Raw genomic sequence first — 18,624 nt, 5'->3', positions numbered from 1 at the left:
GGCAGCGGCGCGGCCGAGTTCGGTATCGTGGCCAAATTCATCGGAGAGCTTCTGCAGGACCGGCAGTGCCTCGGGGCGCTGCGTGTCGGCCAGGGCCTGGATCGCGGAGATGCGGAAGACGGTCGGGGTCTTAACCTCGCGAGCCCATTTCGGGAGCATTTCGAGGGCGACTTCCGGGTAGAACCGCGCAATGCCATAGAGGGCGTAGTGGCGGGTGCTGGTGTCGCCGGAGAGCAATTCGCCCTTCCAATAGGCCCACTCCGTGGCGGGGGTGATGCCGTAGTAGCGCATCGCCGCCGGGCGGGTGAGCGGCTCGATCATCGATTCGATCTTGAGCTGCGGGTCAATGTTCATGGCCACATCGGCATCCCGTACGCCGATGGCGCGGAGGGTGAGCAGGGCGTGAACGACGTCATTGGTCTCGGCGCGGAAAGCGCTGGTGTCGAAGTGGGTAGGCAGGTCGCCACCCGCGGCGCTGAACTTGGAAACGGCGCTCAGCGGGAGATTTTCGGTCAAGGCGAGCACCGCGGTCTGGAGGGCAGGCGTGGTGAGCTCGGCATGCTCCTGGGCATAAGCAAGCAGGGCGTCCAGCCGGGGCAGGGTGCCGTAGGAAAGCGTATAGCCACGGTCGGCGACTTTGTTCGCGGAGCGGGTGGCGGCCGTCTGGATGGTCACTTCCACCGGTTTGGCGGGCTTCAGTTCCACCTCGCCGGAGCGCAACACGATGACCACATTGCTGCCGGATTCAAACATTTGCCCGGCTGGGACGCGGACGGTGAGGGGGGCGGCCGTCCGATTCGTCAAAATCGCCCGGACGGTGTCGCGGCCATTGCCGCGGAACTCGGCGGCGAGCTGTTCGTGCTCGATGGCCGTATGCAAATCCGTGTTCTGCGCCTGGGTGGGAGACGGAACTCCGGCCTTGGCTGGCTGGGGCTGCACCGTGGCGGCTGCCGTGAGGGCAACGACGGCGGCCTGCGAAATCGAGGGCGAGGGCATGCTTGAGGCCGAACCCGTGGGCTGGGGCCACAGAGCCAGTCCTCCGCCGGCGATCACAGGAGTAAGGAGCGCGCAGATGGCGATGGATTTCATACAAGTATAACTGTGTAGCAACACTCCTGCCATCGGTTCGGAAATTTCCTTGTCCCTCTATAATTTCGCCGAGAAGGTGGAGGAATGAAGACCTATTCAGACTTTGTCGACCGCATCCTGCGGGAAGAGGGCCTCCTCCAGAAGCTCGTGCCCACCGAGGCGCGTAGCTACGATCTGCTGCTGAAGCTGCGGGCGGCGGATGACGCCCTGCTCACCGATCAGCGGCCCATCGGCCAGCCGCCCATGTTCACTCTGGTCCGTGGCGGATTGTTTTACGCCCTGGACGCAATCGACGAAGCCCACAAGATCTTCCAGGACTGCCCCGGCGACCTCGGTTCCTACTGGCACGGCATGATGCACCGCCGGGAAGGCGACTTCGACAATGCCCGCTACTGGTTCCGCCGCGCCGGAGAGCTGACCTTTTTCAGCGGACTGCATGGCGCCGCCAGCAAGTATTCCTCAGTGATGGCGCGGCAGTCGAACTGGGATCCGTATCTTTTTACCGGCGAATGCGAGCGCGCGCGCTTCGGGGAAACGGAAGGCCTGAAGGATCTGTCCGCCCTCCAGCGGCTCGAATTTGAAACGCTCTTCGCCTATTGCTGGCGAAAGAGCGAGGTGGGCTGAGGACGCAAACTCAGACCTTCCGCGGCCACGCCGGGTGGCGGATGATGAGGTCGAGGGCCTGGCCGAGCAGGGTGCGGCCGGGTTCCATGCGGTGCCAGGGGGAAGCGCCGCTGGGGTGCGGCAGCGGGACGAGATCGAAGCGGTGACCGTGGTAGGTGACCTGCTGCTGCTTCCCGATGATCTCAGTGAGCTTGTCGGAGGCGATGAATTGCTCGATGGCAAGTTTGCCGATGGGGATGACGAGCGTGGGGCGCAGCAGCGCGATCTCGGCTTCGAGCCAAGTGGAGCAGGTGGCGATCTCCTGGGCATCGGGAACGCGGTCGCCGCCGGCGGCGTTCTTACCAGGGAAGCAACGGCAGACAGCGGACATGTAGATGCTGGCGCGAAACTCCGCCTCGGTGATGCCACAAGCACGCTCGAACCATCCAAAAAGAGTCTTGCCCGCAGTCCAGGCAAAGGGCCGGCCCAGTACAGGCTCCTTGGTGCCGGGGGCCTGGCCGACCGTAATCACGCGGCTCCACACGGGGCCGCCGGAGACCGCGGGGCGATACATCTTCGGGCACAGCGTGCAGCCGCGCAGACGGGTGACATGTTCGTCGAGCTGGCGCTGGGAGGCGGAAGGACGGGCCATCAACCGAGGATGGTGCCGGGCACGATGGGGTGCCCGCGGAGAAATTCACCGGCATTCATGCGGCGCTTGCCCTCGAGCTGGATGTCGGTGAGGAGGACCGCGCCGCCTTGCGCCGCAACCAGCAGACCTTGTCCATCCGCGCGCAACACCTCCCCGGGCGAAGCCGAGACGTTGCCCTGCGGCAGGCCGGCGAAGATCTTGAGCTGGCGCGGGGCGGCGGGTGTCGGGAGAAAAGTGTGCGCGGCGGGCCACGGATTCATGGCTCGAATGCGCAGGTCGATCTGCGCCGGCGTGGCTTTCCAATCGATCAGCCCATTCTCCCGCGAGAGCTTCGGAGCGTAATTGGAAAGTGCTTCGTCTTGCGGAATGCGCGGCGCCCGGCCCGCCGCGACCAACGGCAGCGCTTCGGCCAGCGCAGCAGCGGCGACGCCCGCGAGGCGGTCATGCAGGCTGCCGCCGGTATCGGTGTCGGTGATCGGCGTCTCGCGCATGAGCAGGATGTCCCCGGTATCGAGGCCTTCCGCCATATACATGACGGTGACACCCGATGCCCGGTCACCCGCTTCGATCGCGGCCTGGATCGGCGCCGCGCCCCGCCAGCGAGGCAGCAGGGATGCGTGGAGATTGAGGCAGGCCAGCCGCGCCGCAGCGAGCACGGCCTTCGGCAAAATCTGTCCGTAGGCCATGACCACGATCACCTCGGCGTGCCACGCCACGATCTCCGCCACCGCTTCGGGTGCGCGCATTTTCACCGGTTGCAACACGGGCACGCCACGCTCGATAGCCAGTTGCTTGATGGCCGAAGCGCGCAGCTCCTGCTTGCGGCCGACCGGCTTGTCGGGCTGCGAGACGACGGCCACGACTTCCCACTCGGGACTGTCGAGCAGCCAGGTCAGCGCGGGCACACCAATTTCACCGGTGCCCATGAAGATCACGCGCATCTGCTCAACCATCAACCCGCCGTATTCACCGCGCACAAGATATCCTGCAGCACCTTCACCGGCGTCTGCGTCGCATCGATGTCCTTCACCAAATCCGGCCCGTAAAATTCGAGCACCGGTTTGGATTCCTCTTCATACGTCTCGAGCCGGCGGCGAATCGTTTCCTCGTTGGCGTCATCGAAACGGTTTTCCTTGAGCGCGCGCTTCTTCAGGCGCGTGACCAGCGCATTGCGATCCGGGCACGCGAGATGAAACACCCGTTTCACTTCGATCATGTCGTTCATGATTTTCGCCTGGTTCACGCTGCGCGGAATGCCGTCGAGCACCAGCGAATCGATATCCGGCTTGAAAGTGTGCGAGCCGACCATGTCGCCCAGGCGCGCCATCCAGAGCTTCACCGTGACCTCGTCCGGCACCAGTTCGCCGCGGCTGGAATACTCCAGGAACGCCTGCCCTACCTGCGTGCGCGTATCGAGCTGGCGAAATACGTCGCCGCACGCGCAGTGAAAAAAGCGCGGGATCGCGCCGAGGATTTTGCCTTGCGTGCCCTTGCCGCTGCCGGGAGCGCCGAAAATGAGATAGGTCCGATATTTCATAAGCTGGGGAGGCGCCCACTAAACGTAGCGTTGGGCCGCGTGCAAAGTGGAAAGTGAGAAAGGCAGAACATCCAACGCCCAACATCGAACATCCAATATCGGACGTTCAGCACCGAACATGGAATGGCATCATGGCAGGTCATTGGATGTTGGGCGTTGGATGTTCGATGTTGGATGTTCTGCCTTTCCCTCCCAACCCCCACCAGCCACGTTGTCCCGCTCATGCCCACCGCCCCGACGGACGTCCCCTCGCCCGCCCCAGCCAAACGCGACGCTTACGCGGCTTTCCGCTCTCCTTCCTATCGCAGCTACGCGATCAGCAGTTTCGTCGCAAACCTCGGCCGGCAAATGCTCGGCGTGGCGCTCGGCTACGAGATTTTCCAGCGCACGCACTCCGCCACCGCGCTCGGGCTCGTCGGTCTCATGGGCGCGCTGCCGATCATTTTCCTCTCCATCCCCGCGGGCATCGCGGCCGATCGTCTCAACCGCAAGACCATCATCCTCGCCATGCAACTGCTCTCCGCGCTGACCTCCGTCGGCCTCACGGTGCTGGCGCTCGAACACGTCTCCGTCCCCGCCGTCGGACCGCTCGCCGCGGGCACGCGTGGCTTGTACTGGCTGGCCGCCTTGTTCGGCGAAAAGACGGGCGTGGTCTTCGAAGCCGCGCAGCCGGTCATGTATCTGCTGCTCTTCATCAATGGCATCAGCCGCGCCTTTGGTTGGGCGGCGCGCGGCGCGCTCTTTCCCAATCTCGTCCCGCGCGCCAATCTCAGCAACGCCGTCATGTGGAACAGCAGCAATTTCGAGCTGACCTGCGTGGTCGGCCCCGCGCTGGGTGGCCTCGTCATCGCGCTGATCACCATCCCCGCGGTCTACGCCATCGATGCCGTCTGCGGCCTCCTCGGCTTCCTCTTCGTCCTCCCGATTCACGCCCCACAGGATATCGCCGAAACGCACCCGCATCCCTTGAAGGATCTCTCCACCGGCCTGCGCTTCGTCTTCGAAAACAAAATCATCCTCGCCACCATCACGCTCGATCTCTTTGCCGTGCTCCTCGGCGGAGCCCTCGCGCTGCTGCCGATCTTCGCCGACCAGGTCCTGCACGTCGGCGCCGTGGGCCTCGGCTGGCTCCGCGCGGCCCCTTCCATCGGCGCGGTGATCATGGCCTTCGTCCTCGCCCACCGGCCTCCTTTAAAACAAGCCGGCAACGCCATGCTCCTCGCCGTCGCCGGCTTCGGCGCGGCCACCATCGTCTTCGGACTCTCGCGCAACTACGCCCTTTCCTTCCTCGCCCTCGCCCTCACCGGCGCCTGCGACAACGTCAGCGTCGTCGTCCGTCACACCCTCGTCCAATTGCTCACGCCCGATACCATGCGCGGCCGCGTCTCCGCCGTGAACAACATCTTCATCGGCTCTTCCAATGAAATCGGCGCCTTCGAGTCCGGCATCACCGCCGCCCTCTTCGGCCCCCTCCTCTCCGTCGTCGGCGGCGGCATCGGCACCATCCTGGTGGTCCTGGCCACCGCTTGGAAGTGGCCCCAGGTTCGCACCATAGGCCCCCTGCAAACCTCAGAAAAATTGCCCCCGCCGGTGGATTAGGCATTGCCGATTACCCGTCCCCCGCTTCACTCTCGCGCGAAGATTCTCCGATGCTCTCGTTTTCGACTTGTTGGAACTCCGGCCGTCACCAGGACGGCGAAGCGATGCTGCAAGAAATCCTCGATCTCGGTTTTGAGCGCGTGGAACTCGGGCACGGCATCCGCCTGTCGCTCATGGAAGGCATCCAGCGCCGCTTCAACAAAGGCGGCCTCGTCATCTCCAGCCTGCATAATTTCTGCCCCCTGCCCATCGAGATCACCCGCGCCGCGCCGGACTGCTACCAGTTTTCCTCCACCGACGCGCGCGAACGCGACCGTGCCCTCCGGCACACCTTCCAGACCATCGATTTCGCCCAGCGCTTCGGTGCCAAATACGTCGTCCTCCATCTCGGCCGCGCGCCGATCGATGAAGCGACCGACAAGCTCGTCCACATGGCCGAGGTCGGCCTCCTGCATTCGCGCACCTTCGTCCGCGAGAAAATGGCCTGCATCAAGAAACGCGAAGACAAGGTGGCGCCCTACTTCCAGCGCGCGCGCGATTGCCTCGCCCGCGTCGTCGAGTACGCCCAAGGCAAAGGCGTGCAGCTCGGGATCGAAAGCCGCCACAGCTTCGAGGAAATCCCCAACGAGCGCGAGATGGCCACCGTGCTCAATGAATTCAACGTCCCGGAAGTCGGCTACTGGCACGATTTCGGCCACGTCCAGGTGAAGCACAACCTCGGCTTCCTCGACCATCGCGAATGGCTCACCCAAGCCGCCCCGCGCCTCATCGGCTGCCATCTGCACGACACCAAATGGCCCGGCCGCGACCATCTCGCCCCCTTCATGGGCGACATCGACTACGACCAGCTCATCCCCCTCCTCCCCAAGGACACCCTCTTCGTCTTCGAGATGAGCCCCCGCCGCACCAAGGAAGAAATCCTCGAGGGCCGGGAAAAGTGGATCAAGAAGTACGGAGCCTGAAGAAAAGGATGAAGGATGAAGGCGGAAGGATGAAATCATCCCACGTCCCCGCAGATCCTTGAAGCACCGCACCCGCCGTTCCCCCCCTTCATCCTTCATCCCTCATCCTTTGAAAAAAGTCCTCGTCACCACGCTCCAGATCGCCGTCACGGTGGCGATCCTGTTCGTGCTCTTTCGCGATCCGCACAAGCGGGCCGAGATGGCGACCACGCTGAGCAACGCCAATCCCTGGTGGCTCTTTCTCGGCTTCGCCATGTACGGCGTGGTCGAGTTCTTCGCCGGCTGGCGCTGGCAGATCCTCCTCCGCGTGCAAGGCATCACCCTTAGTTGGTTCCGTATTTTCTCCCTGCTCCTCATCGGCGTCTTCTTCAATTTCTTCATCCCCGGCGGCACCGGCGGCGACGTCATCAAGATCTTCTATCTCCTCAAGGAAACGCCGGGCAAACGCACCGTCGCCCTGCTCTCCGTGCTCGTCGATCGCCTCGTCGGCCTCATCGCCCTCGCCGTCTTCGCCGCCGTGCTCATCGCCGCCGATTGGCAATGGCTCATGAGTTCCACCGAAGTCTCGCGCTACGTCTGGCCGGCGCTGTTCATCCTCGGCAGCAGCTTCGCCGGCCTGCACGGCGCCTATCTTGTGACCAGCCGCGGCTGGATTCATCGCCTCCCCGCGCGCATGCCCGGCCGCGACAAAATCGCCGAGCTCGCCCTCGCCTACAATCTCTACGGCCGCGCCTGGCGCCCCACCCTCGCCGCCTTCGGCCTCTCCTTCATCGCGCACCTCGCCTACTTCGCCGTCTTCTACTGCACCGGCCAGGCCCTGCGCCACAGCGGCCTGCGCATGCCCACCTTCGGCGAGATGTGCGCCATCATGCCCGTCGTCAATACCCTCTCCGCCATGCCCATCAGCCTCGGCGGCCTCGGCGTCCGCGAAGGCCTCTTCCAGATCTTCCTCAACCGCCTCTGCGGCGTCCGCGAAACCGACGCCGTCCTCATCTCCTCCACCGGCTACCTCCTCACCTTCTGCTGGGGCCTCATCGGCGGCGCCATCTACCTCTTCTACCGCCCCACCGACCACGCCCGCCTGCGCGACATCAAAAGCGAAATCGCCGCCCTCGAGCACACCGTCGCCGAGGAAGAAGTCGCCCTGGAAACCGCCGAAAAAGAGAAGCGTTAAGCAATTCAGAAGGCCAATGAATCGCCACGAAAAGGCACAAGAGACACAAGAACGGCGAATTACGGAAACCAAGCGATTCACCTGGCGGGTGCCATTTTCCGCCGCCCATTCGGTCACGGAATATCCGATCTTTGTGCTTTTTGTGCCTCTTTGTGGCCATTCCCATCACTGCTTTCAGGCATAAATCACTCTCGATGCCCGCCCGCCCCTCACCGCGCCCTTTCGTCACCGCGAATTTCGCCATCACCTGGGACGCCCGCATCTCCACCCGCAACAACACCCCGGCGACCTTCTCCTCCCCGCGCGACAAGCGCCGTCTCGTCGAGATCCGCGCCGAGTGCGACGCCATCCTCGCCAGCGCCAAGACCATCGCCGCCGATAACATGACGATGGGCCTCCCCGACCCCGACCTGCGCGCCACCCGCACCAGCCGCCACCAAGCCGCCTACCCGCTCCGCGTCCTCCTCACCAACTCCGGCCGCATCAACCCGAAGTTGCGCATTTTCGAAAAAACCTTCTCCCCCATCGTCATCTTCTCCACCACGCGCATGACGGCCCCCACCCGCCACGCCCTCGCCCCCAAGGCCGATCTCTGGCTGCACGATTCCCCCGCCGTCGACCTCGCCGCCATGCTCACCACCCTGCGCACCGAGTACGCCGTCAAACGCCTCGTCTGCGAAGGCGGCTCCCAAGTCTTCCGCGCCCTCCTCCTCGCCGGCCTCATCGACGAACTCCACCTCACCCTCGCCCCCCGCATCTTCGGCGGCCGCGCCGCCCCCACCCTCACCAGCCTCGCCGGCGACTACCTCCCCCAGTCGACAAATCTACGCCTCCGCTCCATGGAAGTCGTCGCAGGCGAATGCTTCCTCCGCTACGCCATCTGCTCCGCAGCGTTAGCTCAGTCCCGGAGGGACAAAAGAGATTAGCCGGTCGGCGTCAGCCACCGGACCCCGCACCCCACCCGGTGTCAGCTCCGAAGGAGCGACAGAATCCCGCCGTCTCGGTTGCGGCCATCTTCACTTCATCCTACAAAACAGGATCGCCTAACTTCCAGATCGTCTCTTTCTCCGCTTCCATCCTGACGACCTGGTATTCTGAAACACCGGATGGAAGCGCGAGCTTGATGGTCGCCGGACTCGAAATAACGAGCGCACCTCCGAGTGCCCCCGCGATTTGCAGGCCCTCACGCCAGATATCCATGCCCACCGCACCCACACGAAGACCATCACGATAACGCAACAGCGTGCCTCTACCATTCGGGTATCTGACACCCGCGTAGACGCTGAGTTTCACCGTCTTACCCTGCAGATCACGAGGGATCGACCACGGGATCGTGCTGCATCCGAACTCGGCCGGTCCGCACGAAATCCCGAGGGCCAGATCGGGGCTGCCGTTAAAAAGGTTCGCTGATCCGCGGACCAGGATCTGTGCCGAGCATGGGCGGTCGTAGCGATTCTGAAAGTAGACGTGCAGGACGCAATTACCGCCGGTCACCTGCGGGCCAACGGTAAAACAAAAACCATCCCGCTCAAAATAGCGCCGCGTGATGCGCAGCAAGTAGTCGGGAGCTTTGTCTTTGCGCGTTTGTGCCCAGACCAACACCGCCAGGCAGACCACACCCAGCACAGGACAGCCAATCCGGATCCACCAGGTCACGGTCGCGGTGCCAAACATGTCCACCTCTCCCACCCACGCGATAAATCCCATCATTACACAGGCCGCCACGATCAAACCGATGGTGGCTTTAATACTTTCGTTCATGTTGATGGAATCAGGCTCACGGCTTGGTGGCCGCGTGCGGGTGACGGAGCATGGCTGCATGATAGACTTCGTCACCCGGGGACGCGTCTTTGGCCCAAGGCACGTTGTCCAGGAGCGACTCATCCACCGGTCCAAAGTCAATATGCCAGCCGACGAGCCAGGAGGGCTGAATCCAATAAGCAGCATTCCAATAGAGACGCCCCTTCAAGTATTCGCGCAGTTGCGGGGTGAGCCTATCGGGTGCGTAACGCAGCGCGGCGTAGCAAATCTTGGCTTCTTCGACCGGCTGATAGGGCTGGCTGGAGTGGACATAACCCGCCAACCAGCCATACGCCGTGACGCTGCAAGCACCGAGCAGGAAACCGAACAACAGTGAAAACGGTCTATTGAGTGCTTTCATGCAAAGAGCGGCTTGGAATCGGGAAAATGGAGGCCGGCCAACAAATCTAAGAGCGACGCATAGTCGAACACGTATCGTAAAGGAACTGAAGCTGCCGTGAAGTCTCGACTGCGCCCCGCCGCAATGAGCGAACGTGCGCCACGGCCGCCTCGGGAGTGAAGCCGGACGCAATGAGATAACCCGCCAAGAGCGTGCCGGTGCGACCGATGCCGGCTTCGCAGTGGACGGCGACCGGATGACCGAGGGCGCGCTGCGCCGCGACGAAGGCCAGGAACTGCTGAAACTCCTCGGCGGACGGCGCCGCGCCATCGGCCAGCGGCAAGAGATGAAAGGCAAAGCCCGCTGCGGAATACGTGCTCGCGGCACTCGGCATATTGAGGAGGCAAACGATCGCCCGGATACCCGCGTGCCATAGCGCCGGAAGCTCGTCGGCAAAGGCATCGAGAGCGGCTTCGGCGGTGTCATGACGCTGAGCGTGGATGAAAGGCATGGACATACCGGCGAGCACCCCGGGCACTGCCCACCAGACGTCGAGCGCCGTGGCGTCTCCCCCGAACCGCGAAACTTGGTTTCGCCCGAACCCATTACCGTCTCCGGGCGCTGCGGAAAAATCGGAACCCATGCCGCAAAGTCTGCCCGGCCAAAGCGACTGCGCCAAACCCAAACTGACTCCCCGGTTTGCTGTCTCTTCGGATCGTTGGACCACGGATGACACGGATGGGCACGGATAAAAGACCTCCCTGCCCCGGTTTTGGAATCCGTGCCCATCCGTGTCATCCCCGGTTTATCTCTTTGGTTTAAATTTCATTTGACGCGCTTAAATTGCGCGTTCATATATTGCTAATATGAATTATTGTACACTCAATTACAAGGAGAGAAATACGTGGCGGGCAGGCATTCCGGCCGCCTTGGAGTCGCTATCCACAGAGAAGCACCACCTACTTTCGGCTAGTTCCGACTCTAGAAATTGCATAACCCACGCCATCCTAAACTAAACGCTCAAATACCATGAACTGCACCCGCAACGGCAAAATCGCCCGCCTCCCACACCTCATCCGGGAAGAGATCAACCAACGCCTCTGGAACGGCGAAACCGGCCGCTCCATCACCGACTGGCTCAATGAACAGCCCGAAGTTCGCACGGCCATGAGCGCCTTCTTCAGTGGCAGCGAGATCCGCGAACAGAACGTCTCCGAATGGAAACAGGGCGGCTACGAAGACTGGCTCCGCCACCAGGAGGCGCTGGAAGTGGTCAAAATTCTCTTCGAGCAAGGGCAGGAACTGCAGGGAGAGGGCAAGGACTCCCTGCGCGTCAACGAAGTTCTCTCCCTCTGGCTGAGTTCCCGCTTCGTCGCCGCCACCCGGGAAATCCCCACCCTCGACGCCGAAGCCGCCTGGAAGAAGCAGCGCCAGATGTGCGATGACCTGATGAAGCTGCGCCGCGCCGAGCATCGGGCCGCGCATTTGGAATTGCAGCGCCGGGAAGTCCAGATCGAGGAAGAGCGGCTGGAAATGGAACGTTCCGAGGAGAAGCGCCGCGACCGCCAGGCCGCGAACAAGGGGGCCGTCAGCGACGTCCCCGAACCCGAGCCCGACCAGCGCTGGGAAGACATCAGCGACGACGCCAAAATCGCCTGGGCCCGCAAACCGGAGAACCTCGACCGCATCAAACCGCCCATGACCGAAGAGGAGCGCATCGCGCGCATGAAGGAATTTCTCCACATCAGTTGATCTCGGGCTCGCGCCAAGGACGCAGGCTCGCCAAGGAAGGTGGCGTGAGGAAAGGCGGCTGGCACAGCCGCCTCTACAACGCTTCGCGCGGGGAACGCCGAACATCCAACATCCAACATCCAACATCCAACATCCAACGCCCAACGCCCAACGCCCAACACCCGACCACTCCGCGCTCGGCTTCAAATTCTTTCATTGGATGTTGGACGTTCGATGTTGGGATTCGAGGCTGGGCGAGAAGTCCGCGGTGCCGTGGGGACAATTGGATGTTCTGCCTTCCTCCCGTCCTGCCCGATTTCATTCGACAGCCCCCAACCCCCTCGGGACATTGCCCGACCTTGCATACCGGCAATTCCATTCAGATCCGCGCCCCGCGGGAGAAAATCTTCGCGCTGGTCAGCGACCTGGATCGCTGGCCGGAGCTTCTCCCGCACTATCGCCGCATCCAAACGCTCGGCACCGGCGAAAAAGGAAGTATCGTGCACATGGCCGCCACCCGCTCCGGCATCCCTATCTCCTGGACCTCCGAATACTGGACCGACGAGCGCGCCCTCGAGCTGCACTTCCTCCATCTGCGCAAGTGGACGAAAGGCATGAAGGTCGTCTGGACGCTGACTCCGACCCGGGACGGCACGCGCGTCGAAATTATCCACGACATGAAATTTCGCATCCCCCTGCTCGCCTGGCTCGCCGAGCCGATCATCAGCGGTTTCTTCATCGAGAATATCGCCAACAAAACCCTCGCCACCTTCAAGGCGCACCTCGAACAGGAATGAGGCGCCGCGTTGTCATCACCGGCGTCGGGCCGATCACCTGCATCGGCATCGGGCGCGACGCATTTTGGCAGAGCATCCGCGCCGGGCGCAGCGGCATCTCGCGCGTCACCGCCTTCGACACCAGTGAGATCAAAGCCCATTGCGGCGGCGAGATTCGCGACTGGGACCCGTCGCGTTTCTTCCCACCGCACCGGCTCAAGCGGCTCGATCGTTACGCGCAATTCTCCGTGGCGAGCAGCCTGCTCGCGCTGGAGGACGCCGGCTTCCCCTGGTCGCGCGAGCAGCCGACGCCCCGCGTGGGCGTGAGCTTCGGCACCGCGCTCGGCGGCATCGCCAATGCGGAACATGAGCACCAGCTTTTCCTGAAAAAAGGCGCGCGCGGCGTGAACCCGACGCTCGCGCTGCAAGTCTTCGGCGGCAGCGCGCACTCCAACATCGCCATCGAATGCGGCTTCCGCGGCCCCGGCACCACGAATTCCAATTCCTGCGCCAGCGGCGTCGTCTCCGTCGGCGAAGCGATGCGCTACATCCGCGACGGCATGGCCGATGCCATGGTGGCCGGCGGCGCGGAAGCCCCGCTCAGCCCGCTCACTTTCGGCGCGTTCGATTTCATCAAGACGATGAGCCGCTGGGAAGGGGATCCGCCTTTCGCCTGCAAGCCTTTCGATCTCCATCGCGACGGCTTCGTGATGGGTGAAGGCGCCGCCGCGCTCGTGCTTGAGGAATACGAGCACGCCCGCCGCCGCGGCGCCCGCATCTACGCCGAGGTGCTGGGCTACAGCTTGAACAACGAGGCCTATCACATGACGACTCCGCTGCCGAGCGGCGAAGCCGTCATCGCCTGCATGCAGGACGCGCTGGCCGACGCGCAGGTCGCGCCCGAGACTGTCGATTACATCAACGCGCACGCCAGCGGCACCCAGCTCAACGACGCCAACGAATGCCTGGCCATCAAAGCCGTCTTCGGCGCCCACGCCTCGCACCTCGCCGTGAGCGGCACGAAGGCCTACACCGGCCATCCGCTCGGCGCGACCGGCGCGATCGAAGCCGCCATCTGCGCGCTCGCCCTGCACGAAGGCTTCCTCCCGCCCACGCTCCACTACAGCACTCCCGACCCCGCCTGCGACCTCGACGTGGTCCCAAACGTCGGCCGCGAGCAACCCGTGCGCGTGGCGCTGAACAACGCCTTCGGTTTCGGCGGCATCAATTCAGTGCTGGTGCTCGGCCACGTCGATTAGGGGCGTCAGGAACTCGGATGGGGCGTGCCCCCCTCTCTGTCATTCTGAGCTTGCGAAGAACCTCTGATTTCTGCCTTTCGTCACCAATCAGGCAGAAGATGACTCCGAGCTTGCACAGTCGACCACGCCAAAGATGCCAGAGCGATTTCAGAGGTCCTTCGCAAGCTCAGGATGACGGGGCAGGGACGCCTCCCGTCCTTGCACACAACACCCACATCACAATGCTTCCATCTCCCACCACGATGATTGCCGCTTGCCAGCATGGCGCTGGGTTGAAAGCTTCACACCCCGGCAATGCTTCCGCACTTCACCCCGCTCCAATGGTCTCTCGCGGTCTTCTCGGCATTCTGCATTGGCTTTGCCAAGAGCGGCTTCTCCGGTGCGGGACTCGTCAATGTCATCGTCATGGCCAGCCTCTTCGGCGCCCGGGAATCGACCGGCGTAGTGCTGCCCATGTTGATCTGCGGCGACATCCTCTCCGTCATCGCCTTTCACCAGCACGCCCGCTGGCCCATCGTCTGGCGCATGCTGCCGCCCACGGTCATTGGCATCATCGCGGGCTATTTCATCATGTTGAAGCTGACCGACGGGCGTGTCTTCGGGCCGATCATCGGCTGGATCATCCTGGTCATGGTCGTGCTGCAGGCCATCCGCCGCTGGTATCCGAAGGCGTTCGAAAAGGCGCCGCACACCCGGCAGTTCGCCTGGAGCATGGGTCTCACCAGCGGCGTGACCACCATGCTCGCCAACGGCGCCGGCCCGATCATGACGCTCTATTTCCTCGCCACGGAGACGCCCAAGTATGCGCTCGTCGGCACCGGCGCGTGGATGTTCCTGATCCTCAATTCCTTCAAGGTGCCGTTCAGTTGGCACCTCGGGCTCATCCACGGTTCGTCGCTGCTCTTCAATTTCATCCTCGTCCCGGCGATCGTCGTCGGCACCTTCGCGGGGCGGTATTTGATTCGCTTCATCAAGCAGGACCTTTTCGAGGGGCTGGTGCTGGTCTTCGCCGCGGTCGCCGCGCTGCACATGATCCGCTTGTTTTAGCTGGCGAGCCGACCGCCGTCCTCGCTAGCGTCCGCCGGCATGTGGAAGAACCTCTCGAACTATCGCGATGCCGCGCTGCTTTTTCTGCGGATCACGCTCGGCGTCGAATATATTTACGTTCACGGCTGGCCCAAGCTGGCCGGTGGCATCGCGAAATGGAAAGCGGTGGGTGCGGCGATGAAGCACGTCGGCATCTCGTTCTGGCCCGGGTTCTGGGGATTTATGGCCGCCTTTTCGGAGAGCATCGGCGTCGGGTTGCTGATCGTCGGCTTCTGCTTTCGCCCCTCGTGCGTCCTGCTCGTCATCACCCTGGCCGTCGCCGCGCTGAGCGATTACCACGCCCATGGTCTCGGCCAGGCCTCGCACGCCCTGGAGCTCTGCATTGTCTTCATCACGCTCACCTTTGTCGGCCCCGGCAAATACAGCGTCGACCAGGGCTGAACGCGTGGCCGGCAATAAATCGTCGCCTCCAACGAAGATTCCCCTTGCGGTGCGAACACCCCCGGCTTAAATCTCCACACCTAATCGCGGGGTGGAGCAGCCTGGTAGCTCGTCAGGCTCATAACCTGAAGGTCGTGGGTTCAAATCCCACCCCCGCAACCACTTTCTTCTTCTAGAAAGTGCCTCAGCAACAACAGCTTGCCGTCTGTTGCCGGAATCAGCTCGCAGCCCCTGGGAAACGACCTGTGCCCAAAATTTCGCGCCTCCTGTGCCCAACCCAACTCGCGGCGGTTCAAATTTCCCGAGAATTTGCCGCCGCCGACTACCCAGCACATGGCCTCCATTTACCTCCGCCACCGAACCTGGTGGGTGAAATTTCAGCATCCCGCAGACAAAAGAACCGTCCGGGCAAATCTCGAAACCCATGACCCCGCGCGGGCCAATTTGCTGCGCCGTCGCCTCGAACTGGAAGTAGCACTCCTCGCGCCTCGTCTCCAGGCGGCTGACCTTCCGTCCGGCATTCGGGAAATCGTGCGGGATGCCGGTGGTGAGAAGGCGCAGGTCAAGGCGATCGAACCGGCGCCCTCGATCGTCCGCGCGCAGGCCCCGGCGCCCGGCTCCGGGGAAAAGCCACGGGCCGCGATTGAAGCCGCCCTCCGAGCCTACCTCGACTTTATCCGTATCGAAAATGCGCGCCATCACGTGGCCGGGAAGCTGTCCATGATGCGGCGCTTTTTTGGCAGTCGGCGCGTCGAGATCGTGACGGAGACTCCGGCCCGCGCCGGCAAGAATTCTGCCGCAGTGCACTCGCCGTATTTCATGGGCGGTTTCGTCGATGAAATCACGTCGGTCGGGGTTCAGAGCTTCATGAACCAGTTGGGGGTCTCCAAAAAAACAAAGAGGCACTACCGCGAATTTTTCCACCATTTCTTCGAATTCTGCATGAAGTTCGAATTCTACCGGCCGACGAACTGGCACAGCCCGAATCCCATCGCTGCGCTCCCGAGCTACGTCAGCCGCAATCGGGTCATCGTTTTCCTGACGCAAGAGCAGGTAGAGCAGCAACTGCGGCTGTTGGCGGATCACCCCCGATTGCACATGGCCGTCGCCCTCATGATATATGCGGGCCTCCGCCGGGCAGAAATGCTGTGGCTCAGCCGAGACGCAATTTCAAAGGATCTTTCCTATCTTTCCATCGTCAACCGCATCGACAACGACCGCGACATCGAGAGCTCGCTCAAGACCGGTGACCGCACGGTGACCATCCTGCCGCCATTGAAAGCGCTACTTGAAAATTATTTGCCGGGCCTTCGCGGGAACTGGGTGATCCCCTCCTCCAAAGGCAAGCAGTGGGGCGGCGATTCGTTTTCGGATAAACTCCGGTCACTGAACAAGGCGGCCGGGCTCAAGTGGAACTGTCTGCATTATCGGCACACCTTCGCCACCCAACGGGCCTTCGTCGGATGGCCGTTGTTCCGGATCGCCAAGGAAATGGGAAATAGTGTTTCCGTGGTCGAGGAATACTACGCCGGCTTCATCAGGCCGATCGACAATCCATCCCCCGCTTACAAGGAGCCCAGCCCGGAGCTTTTATCGGCCTCCGTATCGTCATCGGAGTCCTCACCAGCGTCGGACTGAGCACCTCCGCTTTGGGTTTTGCGGGTTTCTCGCATCGCATCCAACGATTGCATTTTGGGTTGCGTGGGTTCATCTGCCACTCTTCGCAGCCTCCGCCCTAAGAATGACCTCCAACTCCGAAGCAAATCGTCCTCGGTCTGTGCCGCATAGAATACCGGTTGCTCGCCCGCTAGGAGCATTCGCTGCCCCGTTTCAAGTGCCCACCTAGCCACCCGAAGGCGACCAACCGCAAACTCCTGCAGGGCCTCATTGCACAAACTCTCGAGATCAAACTTCTTTAGTTCGGCGCGCACCGTCTCTGCACACAACGATTCGGCTCGCTCATTTTGGAATACACCGGCTGGCCAAAACTCGCGAGTAATGGCCTCTGCAGAAAGATCGCGCCACATTTCTGCGACCTTGTGCAGTTGGGCACGAGCCTCTGCGTCGACATAACGAAGCAGAAAATCTGCGTCCAGATCGAGCAGCACCCTGCGGAAGGTCTCCTCGGGATCGTAATCAAAACCCAAGATATTATGACCCTCACCGGCCCTCGAAGTGAACCGCTTGCTGGCAAGTGTCCGTTGGAATTCGCTGACGGCATGGGTCGCAGAGGCCGCGTCGCCTCGTTCCTGAGCTGCTTTCACACTCTCAATGAGACCTCTGAATAATTGGGGCACTTCGGAGTCGGTGAACTTTGGTAGTTGAGTGATTGCATAATCGATACGCCGCCAATAATCGAGACTGTCGGTCTTGGGAATGTCACCCGCATGAAAATAGGCATACGAGGTATCGAGGAATGCGTTCATCGACGCACACATCGACAACCAGTCCAGTTTCTCGACACCAAGGCGCGCGGCGGAATAATTTAAGAGCGAACCTTGCCATCGTCCGATTTCCGCGATGACGTCGCAGTAGCGATTGCCCTCGAACGCGGCCCTGATGGCGCCATATACGGCATCCATTTTGGCGATCAAAACTCGACCCGTTTGATTGGTCTCATCCGCCTCCCAAAAATAGGCGCCATCCGGGAAAGGTCGCAGCTTTTCAGCGATCCATCCCGTGGGAGTCGTGGGTTTTGGGCAAAAGAGGTGGCGTTCGAAGAGGACCACACTTGAACGTGACCTCCCAGCCGCCTTTGACGGGGCAAATAGCCATTCAAGTAAAGGCGGTTCGTCAGTATCTTGACCATCATCAGGCTCCGCCGAATAAAAGATGCGGCGCACACCTTCTCCTCCCTCCTCTCGGAGGGCTTTTCGAAGACGCTCTACAAGCGCTTCGGGCTCACCGGTGCACGGTAGGATTACCTGATACTGGAATTCGGGGATGGGCTGGACGCTGATCACTACCTGCTCGTGCGCCGGTAGGTATTGCATTACCTCAATTTTGGGTCGGAGGGCGAGGGTCTTGAATTTCAAATATCCTTTGTAAGGCAGCATCCGAAGCAGCGATCGACCCGGTTCGAAAAGAGCGCCCTGGAGGGCAAAGAAATCGCGGACGGCGAGCCGTCGAATCATCCATTTCTCCGCCATCTCACAATCGGTCTGCCAGATAAGGTCGTCGTTGGCATCGGGAGTGACATCGTTATTCAACTGCCAAAAGCTCGGCAACAATCCGATTCCCGTAACCTGATTGCGCATCGTAAAGACAGCCATCTCCAGCCGATTGAGGAATTCGTCTTCATTGTCTACGCGGACAAGATCGTGCGGGAAACCAACGGCGATGGCTTCAATCACCGATTCGCAGAATGTAGATTCGCCCGCCGCGAAGATAAGGCACCGTTGTATATCGGGAAAAAGCTCTGCAGCTATCCTATAGTCCGCACCTTCCAGAAAATGGATGTCTATGGGATACAACTCCATGTTTTCGGCCTTCTCACGCAGGGTTGCGAACAGGTCTTCGCACATTGAGTCGAATGTTGAAATACGTGTCCACGCAGTGGGCCGCAGCTCGGACGAAGACGCCTCATTGAGGATCTCATAAACGTCACCAAATGC

19 protein-coding genes and 1 tRNA gene are annotated in these 18,624 nt (G+C 61.9%); 12 read left to right on the top strand and 8 right to left on the bottom strand.

Annotated elements, in window-relative coordinates; translation table 11 throughout:
* On the bottom strand, positions 1-1,089 hold a 1,089-nt coding region (locus ABJF10_RS18040), incomplete at its 3' end, for a hypothetical protein (protein WP_348545989.1).
* An 84-nt stretch (positions 1,090-1,173) separates the two neighbouring features.
* Between ABJF10_RS18040 and ABJF10_RS18035 the strand changes: the two genes are divergently transcribed.
* Entirely contained in the window at positions 1,174-1,713 is a 540-nt protein-coding gene (locus ABJF10_RS18035; RefSeq protein WP_348545988.1) for a hypothetical protein, read from the top strand.
* Between the two features lie 10 nt (positions 1,714-1,723).
* Here the strand turns inward: ABJF10_RS18035 and ABJF10_RS18030 are convergent, their stop codons facing one another.
* The 3 genes from ABJF10_RS18030 to ABJF10_RS18020 are packed head-to-tail and all read right to left on the bottom strand — an operon-like array spanning position 1,724 to position 3,881.
* Positions 1,724-2,344 carry a uracil-DNA glycosylase family protein gene (locus tag ABJF10_RS18030; RefSeq protein ID WP_348545987.1) on the bottom strand — a complete coding sequence of 207 codons (621 nt, stop codon included), beginning with the start codon at positions 2,342-2,344 and terminating at the stop codon, positions 1,724-1,726.
* Positions 2,344-3,321: a methionyl-tRNA formyltransferase gene (fmt, locus tag ABJF10_RS18025; protein ID WP_348545986.1), complete on the bottom strand. Its 978-nt coding sequence runs from the start codon at positions 3,319-3,321 to the stop codon at positions 2,344-2,346. The genes ABJF10_RS18030 and fmt overlap by 1 nt, the downstream gene beginning before the upstream one ends.
* A complete protein-coding gene (locus tag ABJF10_RS18020; RefSeq protein ID WP_348545985.1) occupies positions 3,297-3,881 on the bottom strand; it encodes a nucleoside monophosphate kinase in 585 nt (194 codons plus the stop codon). Before ABJF10_RS18020 ends, fmt begins: the two co-directional genes overlap by 25 nt.
* 222 nt (positions 3,882-4,103) lie before the next feature.
* Here ABJF10_RS18020 and ABJF10_RS18015 point away from each other — a divergent pair, with 222 nt between their 5' ends.
* The 4 genes from ABJF10_RS18015 (at position 4,104) to ABJF10_RS18000 (ending at position 8,542) form a co-directional block, all read left to right on the top strand.
* Positions 4,104-5,480: an MFS transporter gene (locus ABJF10_RS18015; protein WP_348545984.1), complete on the top strand. Its 1,377-nt coding sequence runs from the start codon at positions 4,104-4,106 to the stop codon at positions 5,478-5,480.
* A 50-nt stretch (positions 5,481-5,530) separates the two neighbouring features.
* A complete protein-coding gene (locus ABJF10_RS18010) occupies positions 5,531-6,442 on the top strand; it encodes a TIM barrel protein (protein WP_348545983.1) in 912 nt (303 codons plus the stop codon).
* A gap of 109 nt (positions 6,443-6,551) precedes the next feature.
* Entirely contained in the window at positions 6,552-7,616 is a 1,065-nt protein-coding gene (locus ABJF10_RS18005) for a lysylphosphatidylglycerol synthase transmembrane domain-containing protein (protein WP_348545982.1), read from the top strand.
* Between the two features lie 194 nt (positions 7,617-7,810).
* Positions 7,811-8,542, top strand: coding sequence for a RibD family protein (locus ABJF10_RS18000; RefSeq protein ID WP_348545981.1), 732 nt, complete (start codon positions 7,811-7,813; stop codon positions 8,540-8,542).
* A 100-nt stretch (positions 8,543-8,642) separates the two neighbouring features.
* Here ABJF10_RS18000 and ABJF10_RS17995 read toward each other — a convergent pair whose 3' ends face one another.
* Genes ABJF10_RS17995 through ABJF10_RS17985 form a run of 3 tightly spaced genes read right to left on the bottom strand, consistent with a single transcriptional unit; the run spans position 8,643 to position 10,267 of the window.
* Positions 8,643-9,377: a hypothetical protein gene (locus ABJF10_RS17995; RefSeq protein WP_348545980.1), complete on the bottom strand. Its 735-nt coding sequence runs from the start codon at positions 9,375-9,377 to the stop codon at positions 8,643-8,645.
* A gap of 16 nt (positions 9,378-9,393) precedes the next feature.
* Positions 9,394-9,777, bottom strand: a complete 384-nt coding sequence (locus ABJF10_RS17990; protein ID WP_348545979.1) for a hypothetical protein — start codon at positions 9,775-9,777, stop codon at positions 9,394-9,396.
* Between the two features lie 46 nt (positions 9,778-9,823).
* The gene (locus ABJF10_RS17985; protein ID WP_348545978.1) at positions 9,824-10,267 is read right to left on the bottom strand and encodes a dual specificity protein phosphatase family protein; all 444 of its coding nucleotides are present in this window, start codon (positions 10,265-10,267) and stop codon (positions 9,824-9,826) included.
* A 518-nt stretch (positions 10,268-10,785) separates the two neighbouring features.
* Here ABJF10_RS17985 and ABJF10_RS17980 point away from each other — a divergent pair.
* The 7 genes from ABJF10_RS17980 (at position 10,786) to ABJF10_RS17950 (ending at position 16,648) form a co-directional block, all read left to right on the top strand.
* Positions 10,786-11,508 (top strand): hypothetical protein, encoded by a 723-nt coding sequence (locus tag ABJF10_RS17980; RefSeq protein ID WP_348545977.1) that lies wholly within the window; start codon positions 10,786-10,788, stop codon positions 11,506-11,508.
* A gap of 266 nt (positions 11,509-11,774) precedes the next feature.
* The gene (locus ABJF10_RS17975) at positions 11,775-12,284 is read left to right on the top strand and encodes an SRPBCC family protein (RefSeq protein ID WP_348545976.1); all 510 of its coding nucleotides are present in this window, start codon (positions 11,775-11,777) and stop codon (positions 12,282-12,284) included.
* Positions 12,281-13,522, top strand: a complete 1,242-nt coding sequence (locus ABJF10_RS17970) for a beta-ketoacyl-[acyl-carrier-protein] synthase family protein (protein WP_348545975.1) — start codon at positions 12,281-12,283, stop codon at positions 13,520-13,522. The genes ABJF10_RS17975 and ABJF10_RS17970 overlap by 4 nt, the downstream gene beginning before the upstream one ends.
* Before the next feature lie 294 nt (positions 13,523-13,816).
* Positions 13,817-14,569 (top strand): sulfite exporter TauE/SafE family protein, encoded by a 753-nt coding sequence (locus ABJF10_RS17965; RefSeq protein WP_348545974.1) that lies wholly within the window; start codon positions 13,817-13,819, stop codon positions 14,567-14,569.
* Positions 14,570-14,608: 39 nt separating this feature from the next.
* Positions 14,609-15,010, top strand: coding sequence for a DoxX family protein (locus ABJF10_RS17960; RefSeq protein WP_348545973.1), 402 nt, complete (start codon positions 14,609-14,611; stop codon positions 15,008-15,010).
* A gap of 85 nt (positions 15,011-15,095) precedes the next feature.
* Positions 15,096-15,172, top strand: a tRNA-Met gene (locus tag ABJF10_RS17955).
* 207 nt (positions 15,173-15,379) lie between these two features.
* Positions 15,380-16,648, top strand: coding sequence for a tyrosine-type recombinase/integrase (locus tag ABJF10_RS17950; RefSeq protein ID WP_348545972.1), 1,269 nt, complete (start codon positions 15,380-15,382; stop codon positions 16,646-16,648).
* On the opposite strand, the gene ABJF10_RS17945 is transcribed toward ABJF10_RS17950, so the two are convergent.
* A partial coding sequence (locus ABJF10_RS17945) for a hypothetical protein (RefSeq protein WP_348545971.1) occupies positions 16,576-18,624 on the bottom strand: 2,049 nt, incomplete at its 5' end. The genes ABJF10_RS17950 and ABJF10_RS17945 overlap by 73 nt on opposite strands.

It is taken from the genome of Chthoniobacter sp., from assembly GCF_040003245.1.
GTDB lineage: Bacteria > Verrucomicrobiota > Verrucomicrobiia > Chthoniobacterales > Chthoniobacteraceae > Chthoniobacter.
Note: the sequence above shows the minus strand (reverse complement) of the source record. Positions and strands in the feature narration are given on the sequence as shown.